Genomic DNA, 14,750 nt, shown 5'->3' on the forward strand with positions numbered 1-14,750 from the left:
ACGCGGCGGGGGGACCGGCGACTGCCGATCCCCCCGCGGTGCGTTCGATGCTACTTCGTCGGCGGCGTCGCTACTCCGTGAGCGACGACGGCGACTCGACGGTGATGGAGCCGTCGACGATGCCGGCCTTGATGGCGTCCAGCTCGCCGGAGAGCTCCGCGGGGACCTCGGACTCGTAGTCGTGGAACGGGGCGATGTCCACGCCGCCGTTCTCGAGCGTGCCGACGTACGGCGTCGCGTCGAACGCGCCGTCGGCGGCGGTCTTCACGACGTCCTCGACGCCCGCGTCGATGCCCTTGAGCACCGACGTGAGGAAGAGGTCCTTGAGGTCGGGCGCGGTCTCGTACGCGTCGGAGTCGACGCCCACCATGACGACCTGCTTGTCGCTGGAGTCGCGGATGGCCTCGCCGGCGCTCAGGAAGATCGGGCCGCCGACGGGCATGATGACGTCCGCGCCCTGGTCGATGAGCGTCTGCGCGGCCGTCTTGGCCGTCTGGTTCGCGACGAACTCGCCGGTGAACGAGCCGCTCTGGCTGGCGACGTCCCAGCCGATGGCCTTGACGTCCGCGCCCTTCTGCTCGTTGAAGTAGGCGACGCCGTCCACGAAGCCGTCCATGAAGATCGTGACGGTCGGGATCTGCAGGCCGCCGAAGGTGCCGACGGTGCCGGTCTTCGAGTAGGCCGCCGCCGCGTAGCCCGCGAGGAACGCGGCCTCGCTGGTGTTGAAGGTGATGGGCTTCACGTTCGGCGCGTCGATGGACGCGTCGTCGATGATCGCGTACTCGATGTCGGAGTTGGCCGCGGCCGCCTCCTTGGTCGCGTCGGCCAGCAGGAAGCCGACCGTGACTATGAGGCCGCAGCCCTGGTCGGCGAGGTTGGTGAGGTTCGGCGCGAAGTCGGTCTCCGCGGCGGACTCGACCGGCTTCGGCGCCGGCAGGCCCAGGTCGTCGACGGCCGTGTTGAGGCCCTCGAAGCCGAGCTGGTTGAACGACTTGTCGTCGAATCCGCCGGAGTCGGAGACCATGCAGGTGAGGAGGTCGCTGTCCGTCTCCCCGCTCGCACCCCCGCTCGTGGACTCCGGGGCGGCGCCGCAGCCCGCGAGGAGCGCGGTGATGCCGACGGCGGCGAGACCGCCCAAGGCGGCCTTTCGGGTGGTGATGGTCACTGTGGCCTCCAGTTGCAGCCCGGGTCCGCCGGGCGATGTGGCTTCATGTTACCCATGCGCGGGAATGCCCCCGAGGCCCTCGGCGGCCTCCGTGGCGCAAGCGTTACCGATCCGCGACGAGGCCGAAACCCCGCCGAAACGCGGCCTCTGCTACGGGGTCGAGACGGACCGCACCTCGACCTCGCCGGAGACGATCCGCGCCTCCAGCGCGTCGAGCTCCGCCTGCAGCTCGGCCGGGACCGACGCCGCGAGGTCGTGGTACTCGGCGAGGCCGACGCCGCCGTTCTCGAGCGTGCCCACGTACGGCTCGGAGGAGAAGGTGCCCTCGGCGTCGTCGCCGACGATGTCGACGACCGCCTGGCCCGTGTCCTTGAGCACGCTCGTCAGGAGGAGCGGGCGGTACTCGGCCGGGAGGGTGTCGTAGCCGTCGTTGTCGACCCAGATGAGCTTGCCGCTGCCGTGCTGGAGGATCGCCGACGCGGCGCCCTCCCCCACCTGGCCGGCGACGGGCATGATGACGTCCGCGCCCTGGTCGAGCAGGTTCTGCGTGGTGGTCTGGCCCTTGGCGACGTCCTCGAAGTCGCCCGTGAAGGTGCCGTCCTGCGCCGCGGCGTCCCACCCGAGCGCGACGACCTGCGTGCCGTGCGCCTGGTTGTAGGCGGCGACGCCGTCGACGAAGCCGTCCATGAAGAGGGTGACCGGGGGCTGGTTGCCGCCGCCGAACGTGCCGACCTTGCCGGTCTCGCTCACGCCGGCCGCGAGGTAGCCCGCGAGGTAGGAGGCCTGCGCGGTGTCGAACACGAGCGGCTTGACGTTGGGGGCGTCGACGACCTCGTCGACGATGGAGAAGTGGACGTCGGGGTTCTCGGCCGCCGCGGACGCGGTCGCCTCCGCGAGCTCGTAGCCGACGGTGAGGATGAAGCCGCATCCGGTGCCGACCGCCTGCTCGACGTTCGGCCCGAGGTCGGTCTCGGAGGTGGACACGAGGACGTCGGCCTCGATGCCGAGCTCCTGCTCCGCGCGCTCCAGGCCCTCCCAGCTCGACTGGTTGAAGGACCGGTCCTGGAGGCCGCCGGAGTTGGTGACCATGCGGGCGCAGTAGTCGCTCGCGGACGCGGTGCCGCTGGCGGCGGGATCGGGCGCCGCGCCGCAGCCGGCGAGGGCCGCGGCGGCGAGGAGGGCGGTGGGCAGGCTGGCGGCGCGGACGGCGCGGCGGGTGCGGGGCATCCCCGGAATCTAACGGCGGGATCCGCCGCCCCGGAGGCCCGGGAGACGGCCCGGGGGGATCGTCTGCCCCTTCGTTACAGGACGTCCGTCCCGCCGCTGAGCTTGAGCGCGTCCACCACGCTCTTCACCCGCTGGGCGTTCTCCTTCGTGGTGACCAGCAGCGCGTCGGGGGTGTCGACCACGACGATGTCGCGCACGCCGATGAGGCTGATCACGCGCTTGCTGTTGGCCACGACGATGCCGCTGGAGGCGTCCGAGAGCACCCGGGCGTCCTCGCCGAGGATGACGAGGTCGGACTTCCGTCCGCTGGAGTGCATCTTCGCGACGGAGGCGAAGTCGCCCACGTCGTCCCACGTGAACGTGCCGGGGATCACGGCGAGCGCACCGCGCGCGGCGGCCGGCTCCGCGACGGCGTAGTCGATGGCGATCTTCTTGAGGTTCGGCCAGACCCGGTCGACGACCACGCCGCGGTCGGCGGTGTCCCACGCCTCGGCGAGCTCCAGCACGCCCTTCAGCAGCTCGGGCTCGGTGCGGCCGAGCTCCTCGAGGAGCCGGTCGGCGCGGGCGATGAACATGCCGGCGTTCCAGAGGTGCGTGCCGCCCTTCACGTAGCCGCGCGCGACGCCGATGCTCGGCTTCTCCACGAAGGACGCGACCTCCAGGGCGTGCGGCGCGTCGGGGATGCTCAGCGCCTTCCCGGTGTGGATGTAGCCGAAGCCCGTCGCGGGCTCGGTGGGCGTGATGCCGATGGTGGTGATGTAGCCGGCGTCGGCGGCGATGACGGCCTCGCGCACGGTGTCCCGGAAGCGGTCCGGGTCGGCGATGACGTGGTCGGCGGCGAAGGAGCCGATGATTACGCCGGGCTCCCGGCGCTCCAGGATCGCGGCGGCCAGCGCGATGGCCGCGGTGCTGTCGCGCCCCTCGCTCTCCAGGACCACGTTCGGGTCGGCGAGCTCGGGCAGCTGGGCCTCCACGGCGGCGCGGTGCGCCCGGCCCGTGACGACCATGATCCGGTCGGCGCCGGAGAGCGGGGCGAGCCGCTCCCACGTGTCGCGCAGCAGGGTGCGGCCGGAGCCGGTGAGGTCGTGGAGGAACTTCGGGGCGTCCGCAGGGGAGAGCGGCCAGAGCCGGGAGCCCACGCCCCCCGCGGGGATCACGCTGTAGAAACGGGAGATCGCGCTCGTCTGCTCGGTCATGGGCCCACCCTATCGGCAGCCTGGGAGCCACCCGGATGCGGCGAGTTCACGCACCCGCAACGGGGCGTTCACGGCCGCGCGGCGGCCGGGACGGCGCCCGTGCCTAGCGTCGCAGGCATGCGAGTAGCCGTCGTCAGCGAGAGCTTCCTCCCCACCGTCAACGGCGTCACCACGAGCGTCTGCCGGGCGCTCGAGCACCTGCGGGACCGCGGCCACGAGGTGCTCGTCATCGCGCCCGACGCCGGCGCACCGGCCGAGTTCGCCGGGTTCCGCGTGCACGGCGTCCCCGCCATCGCGTACCGGCAGTTCCCCGTCGGGATCCCGAGCCGCGCGTGCTCCGCCTGCTCGCCGACTTCGCGCCCGACGTGCTGCACGCGGCGTCCCCCCTCTTCCTCGGCGCCCAGGCCATCGCGGCCGCGACGCGCATCGAGACGCCCTCCGTCGCCGTCTTCCAGACGGACGTCGCGGGCTACGCGCGCCCGGAACGGGCTGGCGGCGACGGCGCCCTGCGTGTGGCGGCTCGTCCGCTGGATCCACCAGGGCGCCGACCTCGCCCTGGCGCCCTCGAGCGCCGCCGCGGCGGACCTGGCCGCGGCGGGCGTGCGGGCAGCGCGTCGCCCGCTGGGGCCGGGGCGTCGACCTCGACCGGTACGACCCGCGCAACCGCGCCATGGAGGACGCCGTCGCCCTCCGCCGCCGCGCCGCGCCGGGCGGCGAGACGGTCGTCGGGGACGTCGGCCGCATCGCCCCGGAGAAGCAGCTCGAGCGCCTGTCCGCCCTCCGCGGGATGCCCGGCGTGCGCTTCCTCGTCGCGGGCGACGGCCCGGGGCAGCGCCTGCGCGCGGCGCGCGCTGGCGGGCATGCCCGTGACGTGGCTCGAACGGGTCAGCGGCCGCGAGCTCGCCGCCGCCTACGCCGCCATGGACGTCTTCGTGCACACGGGAGCCGAGGAGACCTTCGGCCAGACGGTGCAGGAGGCGCACGCGTCTCCGGGCTCCCGGTGGTCGCGCCGCGCGGGCGGTCCATCGACCTGGTCGACCACGGGACCGACGGGTTCCTCTTGACCGGCGTCACCCGGGACGCGCACCTGCGCCGCCTCGTGGACGAGCTCGCGGCAAGCGCGCCCCTGCGCCTGCGCATGGGCGAGGCCGGGCGGCGGGCGGTGCTCGGGCGCTCCTGGGCGACCGTCGGCGACGAGCTCATCGACCACTACGGACGTGCCGTCTCGGCCCGTCGATCGGCGCTCCCCACCGCGGATCCGGCGGGTGCGGGACAGGTGCCCGTCGGCGCCTGACGACGGGGCTCACGGGGCCTCAGCGCTTAGGGTCCCTAACGGGTGACCGCCGGGGGCGGGCCGTAGACTCAGGGGACGCGCAATGTCGGCGCGAAGGCGCTCCGCCCACGGGGCACCAGCATCAGGAGGGTCGTTCCGTGTCCATCAAGACGGCAGGAACCCGGGAACCGCAGCAGGTCTCACGAGCACCGAAGGTCCCCGCCGGGACGCTCTACCGGGGCCGTGAGGGCATGTGGTCGTGGGTGCTGCATCAGCATCACCGGCGTGTCCATCTTCTTCTTCCTCCTGGTGCACGTGCTCGACACGAGCCTCATCCGGGTGAGCCCCGAGGCGTACAACGCCGTCATCGGCACGTACAAGAACCCCGTCATGGGCATCGGCGAGGTCGCCCTCGTCGGAGCCATCGGGTTCCACGCGCTCAACGGGCTGCGCATCATCCTCATCGACTTCTGGAAGTTCGGCGCCAAGCACCAGCGCCTGATGTTCTACGTCGTCTTGTCATCGGCCTCTCGGTAGTGCTCATGGCGGGCTTCGTCCCGCGCCACCTCCTCAACGTCTTCAGCGAAGCGGGATGGATCTGATCATGAGCGACATCGCACAGCAGGTCAGCATCGAGAAGCCCCGCCAGGCGCGCCAGCCCCGCAAGCAGGGCGGCGTGAACTGGGAGAAGTGGGGCTGGATGTACATGCGCGCATCGGGCGTCGTGCTCGTCGTGCTCATCTTCGGCCACCTCTACGTCAACCTCATCCAGGGCGAGGGCATCAAGGCCATCGACTTCGCGTTCGTCGGCGGCAAGCTGTCGGACCCGTTCTGGAAGGTGTGGGACATCGCGCTGCTCTGGCTCGCGGTCATCCACGGCGCCAACGGCATGCGCACCCTCGTGAACGACTACGCCGCGTCCCGCGCGCACCCGCACCGATCCTCAAGGGCGCGCTCATGGCGTCCACCGTGGTCCTGCTCGTGCTCGGCACCCTCGTCGTCTTCACCTTCGACCCGTGCCCCGCCGGCCAGCCCGCGGACCTCCTGCCCGCCTTCTGCGGCGACCTGTAGCCGCTCCCCTACGTCTCGAGAAAGAGCCCTGTGACCACCGACTCCACCACCCCCGGTTCCGAGCCCTCCGCGAGCACCATCGTGGACGGCGTCCACTACCACCAGTTCGACATCGTCATCGTGGGCGCCGGCGGCGCCGGCATGCGCGCGGCGATCAGCAGAGCAGCCGCCAGCAACACGGCCGTCATCTCGAAGCTCTCCCACCCGCTCCCACACGGGCGCGGCGCAGGGCGGCATGGCCGCGGCGCTCGCCAACGTCAGGACAGCTGGGAGTGGCACACCTTCGACACCGTCAAGGGCGGCGACTACCTGGTCGACCAGGACGCGGCCGAGATCCTCGCCAAGGAGGCCATCGACGCGGTCATCGACCTCGAGAACATGGGCCTCCCCTTCGACCCGCACGCCGACGGCAAGATCGACCAGCGCCGCTTCGGCGGCCACACCGGCCGACCACGGCAAGAGCCCGGTGCGCCGCTCCTGCTACGCGGCCGACCGGCACCAGGCCACAATGATCCTGCAGACGCTGTACCAGAACTGCGTCAAGTTCGGCATCAACTTCTACAACGAGTTCTACGTGCTGGACCTCGTCATGGCCGAGGTCGACGGCAAGCAGCAGCCCGCGGGCGTCGTGGCCCTCGAGCTCTCCACCGGCGAGATCCACGTCTTCCAGGCCAAGGCCGTCATCTTCGCCACCAGCAGCTTCGGCAAGATCTACAAGACGACCTCGAACGCCCACACCCTCACGGGCGACGGCGTCGGCGTCATCTGGCGCAAGGGCCTGCCGCTGGAGGACATGGAGTTCTTCCAGTTCACCCAACCGGGCTCGCCGGCCTCGGCATCCTCCTGTCGGAGGCGGCCCGCGGCGAGGGCGCGATCCTCCGCAACAGCGAGGGCGAGCGGTTCATGGAGCGCTACGCCCCCACCATGAGGACCTCGCCCCCGCGACATCGTGGCGCGGTGCATGGCGACCCAGGGGATCTGCACAAGGACGGGGCGCCGGCCCGAACAAGGACTACGTCTACCTCGACATCACGCACCTCGAGCCCGCCGTCATCGACGCGAAGCTCCCCGACATCACCGAGTTCGCGCGCACCTACCTCGGCGTCGAGCCGTACACGGAGCCCGTGCCCGTTCTGCCGACCGCGCACTACGCGATGGGCGGCATCCCCACGAACATCAAGGCGGAGGTGCTGTCCGACAACACCACCGTGGTGCCCGGCCTGTACGCCGCCGGCGAGTGCGCGTGCGTCTCGGTCCACGGGTCCAACCGCCTCGGCACCAACTCGCTCCTCGACATCAACGTCTTCGGCAAGCGCGCGGGCAACTACGCCGCCGAGTACGTGAAGACCGTCGACTTCACCCCGCTGCCCGCGGATGCCGCCGAGTTCGTGAAGGGCCTCGTCGAGGGCGCGCGGAACTCGAACGGCACCGAGCGGATCTCGACGCTCCGCCGCGAGCTGCAGGAGTCCATGGACCGCAACGCCCAGGTTTTCCGCACCGAGGACACGCTCATCGAGGTCACCAAGGTGATCGCGGACCTGCGCGAGCGGATCACGAACATCCAGGTCCAGGACAAGGGCCAGCGCTTCAACACCGACCTGCTCGAGGCCATCGAGCTCGGATTCTCCTCGACCTCGCGGAGGTCGTCGTGTACTCGGCGATGTACCGCAAGGAGAGCCGCGGCGGTCACTTCCGCGAGGACTTCCCCAAGCGCGACGACGAGAACTACATGGTCCACACCATGGCGTACCTCACCGGCGACGCCCACAGCACGGACGCCGGCGACCACATCAAGCTGAGCACCAAGCCCGTGGTCATCACGAACTACCAGCCGATGGAGCGGAAGTACTGACCTCAGGTCAGCGCCCGCCCGTCACCGCAGCACCGATCGGAAAAGGACTCGAATCGTGAGCACCGCAACCCTGGACGCACCTCCCACGGGGGCGAGGCATCCGCCATCCCGACCTTCACGGTCACCCTCATCATCCGCCGCTACCTCCCCGGCCAGGACGCCGAGCCGCGGTGGGAGGACTTCGACGTCGAGGTCTACCCGACCAACCGCATCCTCGACGCCCTGCACAAGATCAAGTGGGAGCAGGACGGGTCGCTGACCTTCCGCCGCTCCTGCGCGCACGGCGTCTGCGGGTCCGACGCGATCGGCATCAACGGCCGCAACCGCCTGGCCTGCAAGACGCTCATCAAGGACCTCGACATCAACCAGCCCATCTACGTGGAGGCCATCAAGGGCCTGCCGCTGGAGAAGGACCTGGTCGTCGACATGGAGCCGTTCTTCGAGTCGTTCCGCGACGTGCAGCCCTTCCTCATCTCCAACACGAAGCCGGAGAAGGGCAAGGAGCGGGATTGCCAGTCCGCCGCCGAGCGCGCCCGCTTCGACGACACCACCAAGTGCATCCTCTGCGCCGCGTGCACGTCGTCCTGCCCCGTCTTCTGGACGGACGGCCAGTGCTTCGGCCCCGCCGCCATCGTCAACGCGCACCGCTTCATCTTCGACTCGCGCGACGAGTCGAACGTGCGCCTCGACATCCTCAACGACAAGGAGGGCGTGTGGCGCTGCCGCACGACCTACAACTGCTCGAGGCGTGCCCCCGCGGCATCCAGGTGACGCAGGCCATCGCCGAGGTCGAGCAGGCGATCATGCGCGGCAGGGCGTAGCACCGCACCTCCCGCAGACGGACGGCCCCGCAGCTCCTCGGAGCTGCGGCCGTCGTCGTGCATCCCCGGATGCTGATCGTAGAAGGAGACCCCCGGCGTCTGAGATCCGTGATGCGTCAGATCGGATCAGCGGGCGGCAAGCGCCTGCTCGGCGGCGGCGCGGGCGCCGGCGGCCGTGCGGGCGGTGAGGACGGCCGCAGCCGCGGCGCGGGCGTCGTCGAGCGTGCGACGCGAGAGCTCGAGGCGGACGTCCGCCAGGGCGGCGGGCGTCATGGAGAGGCTCGTGGCGCCGAGGCCGACGAGGACCACGGCGAGGAGCGGATCCGCCGCCGCCTCGCCGCAGATGCCGACCGGGGTGCCGGACGCCGCGCCGGCGTCGCCGAGCGTCCGCACCAGGCGGAGGACCGCGGGGTGCCACGGGTCCTGGTAGGCGGCGACCGAGCCGAGCAGGCGGTCGGCGGCCATCGTGTACTGCGTGAGGTCGTTCGTGCCGATGCTCACGAAGTCGGCCACCTCGACGACCTGGTCGGCGAGGATCGCGAGCGACGGCACCTCGGCCATCACCCCGACCGTGGTGAGGCCGAGCTCGCGGCCGAGCTCGACGAAGTAGGCGGTCTCCTCGGCATCGCCGACCATGGGCGCCATGACCCAGAGGTCCGCGTCGGTCGCGGCGTCCGCCGCGGCGAGTGCGGTCAGCTGGTCGCGGAGGACCTCCTCAGGGATTGAGCCGGAGGGCCCGGAGCCCGCGGAGACCGAGGGCCGGGTTCTCCTCGTCGGCGTCGGTGAGGAACGCGAGCGGCTTGTCCGCGCCGGCGTCCAGCGCCCGGACCACGACCTTCCGACCGGGGAAGGCCTCGAGGAGCGCGGTGTACTGCGCGGTCTGCGCGGCGACGGACGGCGCCGTGGCGGCGTGCAGGAAGAGGAACTCGGTGCGGAAGAGGCCGACGCCCTCGGCGCCGAGCTCCACGGCGCGGGCGGCCTCCGCCGGGGATCCGAGGTTCGCCAGCAGCGGGACGGCGGTGCCGTCGGCCAGGGCGCCGTCGGTGACGGGGGCGGCGAGCGCCTCCTCGCGGGCGCGGATGCGGCGGAGCGCATCCTCCCGCTCCGCGTCGTCGGGGCGCACGATCACGAGGCCCGCGGCCGCGTCGACGACGACCTCGTCGCCGTCGGTGAGCTCCGCGGCGCCGACCGCCGACGATGGCGGGGATGGACCGGCTGCGGGCGAGGATCGCGGTGTGGCTGGTCGGGCCGCCGTCGGTGGTGACGAGGGCGAGCACGCGGTCGAGCTCGAGGAGCGCCGTGTCGGCGGGCGCGAGGTCGCGCGCGACGAGGACGAACGGGGCGTCGGCCGTGGGGATCCCCGGCGCGGGCACGCCGCGGAGCCGCGCGATGACCCGCTGGGCGACGTCGGCGAGGTCGGCCGCGCGCTCGGCCATGTAGCCGCCCATGCCGGTGAGGAGCTCCTGGAAGGTGGCGAACAGATCGAACACGGCACGCTCCCCGAGCGGCCCTGGCCGACGAGGCGGCCGACCGAGTCGAGGAGCGCGGGGTCGCGGGCCATGAGCGACTGCGCATCGAGCACGTCCTTCGCGTCGCCGCCCGCGCGGGCGCCGCGCTCCGCCAGGTCGTCCGCGGTGGCGGACAGGGCGTCAGCCACGCGCGCGACCTCGGCGGCGGCGTCGCCCGTGAAGGCCTCCGTGCCGGGCTGGGGAGCGGGTCGGGCATCCGCATGACGGGCCCCGTGGCCACTCCGTGACCGACGCCGATTCCGGTGATGCGCACAGGGACTCCCTCGCTCAGGGTGCGTGCCGCGGGGACGGGCTCCGTCCGCGCGGGTGGCTGTCCGGTCGGGTGCCGGAACGGCCCGCCCACGCTATCAGGGGCGCACCGGCCCGTATCCTCGGGGGATGACCGCCCCCGACGGCCGAGGCCGGCCGAGCACCCGCCCGCCTCCCCCGCGTCCGGCTCCGCACCGGCCGGCGGTCCTGCGGCTCCCGCCGGGATCCCGGCGCTCGTCGCCCGCGTCATGGCGCTGAAGCCCGTTCGCGTGTTCCTCGCCTACGGCGCCGCGGGCGGGCCCATCCTCGCGGCCGGCATGTCCTACCAGGCGGTCTTCGCCGTGTTCGCGGCCCTCGCGGTCGGCTTCTCCGTGGCCGGATCCGTGCTCGCCGGCAACCCGGCGCTCCTCGACTCGCTGCTCGACCTAGTCCAGCGCGCGGTACCGGGGCTGTTCGGCGAGGGCGGCGCGATCGAGGACCCGCAGGCGCTCCTCGCCTCGAGCGCGGTCACCATCACGGGCTTCATCGGCTCCGTCGGCCTCCTCGTCACCGCGCTCGGCTGGCTGGCGTCCACGCGCGACTCGGTGCGCCGCATCTTCGAGCTGCCGCCGCCCACCACGTTCTTCCTGCTCCTGAAGGTCAAGGACCTCGGGCTGGCGCTGTGCTTCGCGCTCGCCATGGTGCTGTCAGCCGGCCTCTCCGTCGTCAGCACCGGGCTCCTCGGGTTCGTGTTCCGCCTGCTGCAGGTGGGCGAGGACTCGCTGCTGGCGGTCGTGGTCGGCCGCACCGTGGGACTGGTCCTCGTGCTCGCGCTCGACACGGCCGTGCTGGCGGGCGCGTACCGAGGATCCTCTTCGGCATGCGGATCCCCGACCGCAGCTCCTCCAGGGGGCGCTCCTCGGCGGCATCGCGATGGGCGTGCTGAAGGTGCTCGGCACGGCGCTCCTCGGCGGCGCGAGCCGGAACCCGCTGCTCGCGTCGTTCGCCGTGATCATCGGCCTCCTGATCTGGTTCAACCTCATCTGCCAGGTCATCCTGATCTGCGCGTCGTGGATCGCGACGAGCATGGCCGACAAGGGCATCGACGCCCGCTCGCTCACCCCGAGCAGCTGGAGCGGGAGCGCGTCGAGCGGCTCGACGAGGCCCGCCGGATCCTCGAGGAGGAGGAGCGCGCCCGGGAGCGGGAGCGGTACGCCCATCAGCGCGGCCTCGCGCGTGCTGCTCCGGCTGCGCCGGAAGGGCCGCGGCTAGGCGCAGGGGCCACCGTAGGATCGATCCCATGCCCTCGAACCTCCGCGTCGCGTCCATCGACGCGAACGGCATCCAGGCAGCGTTTCCGCAAGGGCATGGGCGACTGGCTGGCCACGCGCGACGTCGACGTCCTCGCGATCCAGGAGGTGCGCGCCGAGACGGCGGACATCGAGGACCTCCTCGGCCCCGAGTGGAACGTGCTGCACGACGCCGCGACCGCCAAGGGCCGCGCGGGCGTCGCCATCGCCAGCCGTCGCCGCGCCGAGATCCACCGCGTCGCCATCGGCGAGGAGGACTTCGACAGCGCGGGACGCTGGCTCGAGGCGACTACGACGTCGACGGCACCATCGTCACCGTCGTCAGCGCTTTACGTGCACTCCGGCGAGGTCGGCACGCCCAAGCAGGACGAGAAGTGGCGCTTCCTCGACGGCATGGAGCGACGCCTGCCCCAGATCGCCCGGCACTCCGAGCTCGCGGTAGTCGTGGGCGACCTCAACGTCAGGCGCGCGGACTCGACATCCCGCAACTGGAAGGGCAACGTGAAGCGCGCCGGCTTCCTGCCGCAGGAGCGCGCCTACCTCGACCGCATCCTCGGACCGGCCGGCGAGCAGGTCACGGGCGTCGACGGCTCCACGGGGCCCGGCCTCGGCTGGGTCGACGTCGGCCGGCAGCAGGCCGGCGAGGTCGACGGCCCGTACACGTGGTGGAGCTGGCGCGGCAAGGCGTTCGACAACGACACGGGCTGGCGCATCGACTACCAGCTCGCGACCCCGGCCCTCGCCGCGAAGGTCACGGGCTACGCGGTCGACCGCGCCGCGGCGTACGACCAGCGCTGGTCGGACCACACGCCCGTCGTCGTCGACTACGCCGTGCTGATCCCCTCCTCCCGCGCCCCGCCGGCGCCCCTCGAGCGCCCCGCGCTCCCCAGCCGAAGGCATCGCCATGACCGCTCGTCCCGTCCTCTTCTCCGGCATGCAGCCGTCCGCCGACTCCCTGCAGATCGGCAACTACATCGGCGCTCTCCTGCAGTGGAGGGAGCTGCAGACCACGCACGACGCCGTGTTCTGCGTCGTCGACCTGCACGCCATCACCGTCCCGCAGGATCCCGCGGCGCTCCGCGCGAGCACCCGCCGGACGGCCGCGCAGTACATCGCGGCGGGCATCGACCCGGCCGTCTCCACGCTCTTCGTGCAGTCGCACGTGTTGGCGCACACGGAGCTCGCGTGGATCCTCAACACGCTCACCGGGTTCGGCGAGGCCAGCCGCATGACGCAGTTCAAGGACAAGTCGCAGAAGCAGGGTGCCGACGCGACGACGCTCGGCCTGTTCGCGTACCCGACCCTCATGGCCGCCGACATCCTGCTCTACGGCACCGAGGTCGTGCCCGTCGGCGACGACCAGAAGCAGCACGTGGAGCTCACGCGCGACCTCGCCAAGCGCTTCAACACCCGCTTCGGCGACACGTTCACGATCCCGGAGCCGATGATCCAGAAGGACACGGCCAGCATCTACGACCTGCAGGACCCGACGTCGAAGATGAGCAAGTCCGCCGCCAGCGACGCGGGCGTGGTGTGGCTGCTGGACGAGCCGGCGAGGACGGCCAAGAAGATCCGCTCGGCCGTCACCGACACCGAGCGCGAGATCCGGTTCGACCGCGGCGAGAAGCCCGGCGTCTCCAACCTGCTCACGATCCTGTCGGCGTTCGAGGGCACCGCGGTGCCGGCGCTCGAGGAGCGCTACGCGGGCCGCGGCTACGGCGACCTCAAGAAGGACGTGGCCGAGGTCGTCACGGGCGCCTTCGAGCCGATCCGCGCCCGCACGCTGGAGCTGCTCGACGACCCGGCCGAGCTCGACCGGGTGCTCGCCGGCAACGCGGCACGCGCCGAGGAGCGGGCCGACGCCATGCTCGCCCGCGTGTACGACGCCGTGGGCCTCGTGCGCCGCGTCGGACGGTGACGCTCCGGCTGGTCCTCCTCGACCTCGACGACACGCTGGTCGACCACCGCGGCGCCGTGGCCGACGGGATCGCCGCGCACCTGGTCGCGCGCGGGCTGCTGGACGCGGCCGACCCCGCGGCGGTCGCCCGGGCCGTCGCGCTGTGGCGCGCGCTGGAGGAGGAGCACTACCACCGCTACCTCGCGGGCGAGCTGGACTACGAGGGGCAGCGGCGGGCACGGGCGCGCGGGTTCCTCGCGGCCTGGCCGTCGCCCCAGACGCGGCCGCGCTCGCCGGTGCCTACGCCGACGACGACCGGGCGACGGACGCCTGGTTCCGCGGCTACCTGGACGGGTACGAGGCGTCGTGGCGCACCCTGCCCGGCGCGCACGAGGCCCTCGACGAGATCGCGCGCCGGCACCCGGCGGTGCGGTTCGGGGTGGTGACGAACGGCGAGCGGCGCCAGCAGGAGCCGAAGATCGCCGCGGCCGGGCTCGCCGGCCGCCTCGACCCCGTGGTCTGCTCGGGCGATCTGGGCTTCGCGAAGCCCGACCCGCAGATCTCCTCCTCGCGTGCGCCGAGGCCGGCGTGGACGCGGCTGACGCGGTGATGGTCGGCGACCGGCTGCGCACCGACGCGCTGGGCGGCTCCGACGCGGGCCTCGGCGGCGTCTGGTTCGACGCCGACGGCGCCGACGCGACGGGCTCCGCCTTCGTCCGATCCGGCCCGCGATCCCGCCGGCGACCCCGAGCGCGGCTGGCCGGAGGACGTGCCCGCGGAGGACCGGGCGCGGGCCGAGCGGGCGGACGTCGTGCGGATCACGTCGCTCGACCGTCTCCCCGATGCCGTGGACGCGGCGACCCGCGCCTGACGGCGGGCTCGACGCCGTCTCCACGCGCGATCGACGCGCGCCGGACGCCCGCTCGACGCAATGCGGCGTCACGCTCCCGGCGCTCCCAGCCTCGTGGGCTACCCTCGGGGGATACACGTGCTCCGGGGTCGGTGGAAATCCGAGCCGGCGGTGACAGTCCGCGAACGGACGATGCGCGACCGGGTCCCGGGAGCCTCGTCCGCCGATCCGGTGGGATTCCGGGACCGACGGTGAGAGTCCGGATGGGAGGCGCACGCGGCGCCAGCGACCCTGCCGGCGTCGAGGTCTCGTCGACCGCGCCCGGAGTCCG

General features: G+C 72.4%; 9 protein-coding genes, 9 pseudogenes and 1 riboswitch. Of the genes and pseudogenes, 14 read left to right on the forward strand and 4 right to left on the reverse strand.

From position 1 onward, the window contains the following. Nucleotides 1–70: 70 nt before the first annotated feature. The 3 genes from ACZ411_RS13005 to ACZ411_RS13015 all read right to left on the reverse strand — a co-directional run bounded on the left by ACZ411_RS13005 (nucleotide 71) and on the right by ACZ411_RS13015 (nucleotide 3,588). Nucleotides 71–1,165 carry a BMP family lipoprotein gene (locus tag ACZ411_RS13005; protein WP_104290562.1) on the reverse strand — a complete coding sequence of 365 codons (1,095 nt, stop codon included), beginning with the start codon at nucleotides 1,163–1,165 and terminating at the stop codon, nucleotides 71–73. Between the two features lie 150 nt (nucleotides 1,166–1,315). Then, nucleotides 1,316–2,392, reverse strand: coding sequence for a BMP family lipoprotein (locus tag ACZ411_RS13010; RefSeq protein ID WP_104290563.1), 1,077 nt, complete (start codon nucleotides 2,390–2,392; stop codon nucleotides 1,316–1,318). A 74-nt stretch (nucleotides 2,393–2,466) separates the two neighbouring features. Further along, nucleotides 2,467–3,588 (reverse strand): mannose-1-phosphate guanylyltransferase, encoded by a 1,122-nt coding sequence (locus ACZ411_RS13015; RefSeq protein ID WP_464171166.1) that lies wholly within the window; start codon nucleotides 3,586–3,588, stop codon nucleotides 2,467–2,469. A 117-nt stretch (nucleotides 3,589–3,705) separates the two neighbouring features. Between ACZ411_RS13015 and ACZ411_RS13020 the strand changes: the two are divergent. The 9 genes and pseudogenes from ACZ411_RS13020 to ACZ411_RS13060 all read left to right on the forward strand — a co-directional run. After that, nucleotides 3,706–4,143: pseudogene (locus ACZ411_RS13020) on the forward strand (glycosyltransferase); the annotation flags it as partial. Between the two features lie 311 nt (nucleotides 4,144–4,454). Next, complete coding sequence (locus ACZ411_RS13025) at nucleotides 4,455–4,652, forward strand: hypothetical protein (RefSeq protein WP_464171167.1); 198 nt, start codon at nucleotides 4,455–4,457, stop codon at nucleotides 4,650–4,652. After that, nucleotides 4,649–4,882, forward strand: coding sequence for a hypothetical protein (locus ACZ411_RS13030; RefSeq protein ID WP_464171168.1), 234 nt, complete (start codon nucleotides 4,649–4,651; stop codon nucleotides 4,880–4,882). Before ACZ411_RS13025 ends, ACZ411_RS13030 begins: the two co-directional genes overlap by 4 nt. 230 nt (nucleotides 4,883–5,112) lie before the next feature. Further along, nucleotides 5,113–5,463 (forward strand): annotated as a pseudogene (sdhC, locus tag ACZ411_RS13035) (succinate dehydrogenase, cytochrome b556 subunit). Nucleotides 5,464–5,465: 2 nt separating this feature from the next. Beyond that, on the forward strand, nucleotides 5,466–5,966 hold the full coding sequence (locus ACZ411_RS13040) for a succinate dehydrogenase hydrophobic membrane anchor subunit (protein WP_464171169.1): 501 nt from the start codon (nucleotides 5,466–5,468) through the stop codon (nucleotides 5,964–5,966). A 107-nt stretch (nucleotides 5,967–6,073) separates the two neighbouring features. Continuing rightward, nucleotides 6,074–6,436 (forward strand): annotated as a pseudogene (locus ACZ411_RS13045) (FAD-binding protein); the annotation flags it as partial. Then, nucleotides 6,399–6,860, forward strand: coding sequence for an FAD-binding protein (locus tag ACZ411_RS13050; RefSeq protein ID WP_464171233.1), 462 nt, complete (start codon nucleotides 6,399–6,401; stop codon nucleotides 6,858–6,860). The pseudogene ACZ411_RS13045 and the gene ACZ411_RS13050, both read left to right, overlap by 38 nt. Nucleotides 6,861–6,984: 124 nt before the next feature. Next, a pseudogene (locus ACZ411_RS13055) lies at nucleotides 6,985–7,784 on the forward strand (FAD-binding protein). A gap of 55 nt (nucleotides 7,785–7,839) precedes the next feature. Further along, a pseudogene (locus ACZ411_RS13060) lies at nucleotides 7,840–8,605 on the forward strand (succinate dehydrogenase iron-sulfur subunit). A 126-nt stretch (nucleotides 8,606–8,731) separates the two neighbouring features. Here the strand turns inward: ACZ411_RS13060 and ptsP are convergent. After that, nucleotides 8,732–10,387, reverse strand: a pseudogene (ptsP, locus tag ACZ411_RS13065) (phosphoenolpyruvate--protein phosphotransferase). 313 nt (nucleotides 10,388–10,700) lie between these two features. On the opposite strand from ptsP, the pseudogene ACZ411_RS13070 reads away from it, so the two are divergent. The 5 genes and pseudogenes from ACZ411_RS13070 to ACZ411_RS13090 all read left to right on the forward strand — a co-directional run. Beyond that, nucleotides 10,701–11,168, forward strand: a pseudogene (locus ACZ411_RS13070) (YhjD/YihY/BrkB family envelope integrity protein); the annotation flags it as partial. Nucleotides 11,169–11,271: 103 nt separating this feature from the next. After that, nucleotides 11,272–11,634 (forward strand): annotated as a pseudogene (locus ACZ411_RS13075) (YihY/virulence factor BrkB family protein); the annotation flags it as partial. A 131-nt stretch (nucleotides 11,635–11,765) separates the two neighbouring features. Beyond that, a pseudogene (locus tag ACZ411_RS13080) lies at nucleotides 11,766–12,440 on the forward strand (endonuclease/exonuclease/phosphatase family protein); the annotation flags it as partial. A gap of 136 nt (nucleotides 12,441–12,576) precedes the next feature. Further along, the gene (gene trpS / locus ACZ411_RS13085; RefSeq protein WP_464171170.1) at nucleotides 12,577–13,590 is read left to right on the forward strand and encodes a tryptophan--tRNA ligase; all 1,014 of its coding nucleotides are present in this window, start codon (nucleotides 12,577–12,579) and stop codon (nucleotides 13,588–13,590) included. A gap of 142 nt (nucleotides 13,591–13,732) precedes the next feature. After that, entirely contained in the window at nucleotides 13,733–14,179 is a 447-nt protein-coding gene (locus ACZ411_RS13090; RefSeq protein WP_464171171.1) for an HAD family hydrolase, read from the forward strand. Between the two features lie 375 nt (nucleotides 14,180–14,554). Then, a riboswitch (FMN riboswitch) is annotated at nucleotides 14,555–14,698 on the forward strand. The last annotated feature ends 52 nt before the right edge of the window (nucleotides 14,699–14,750 follow it).

It is taken from the genome of Clavibacter sp. AC415 (genome assembly GCF_979252985.1).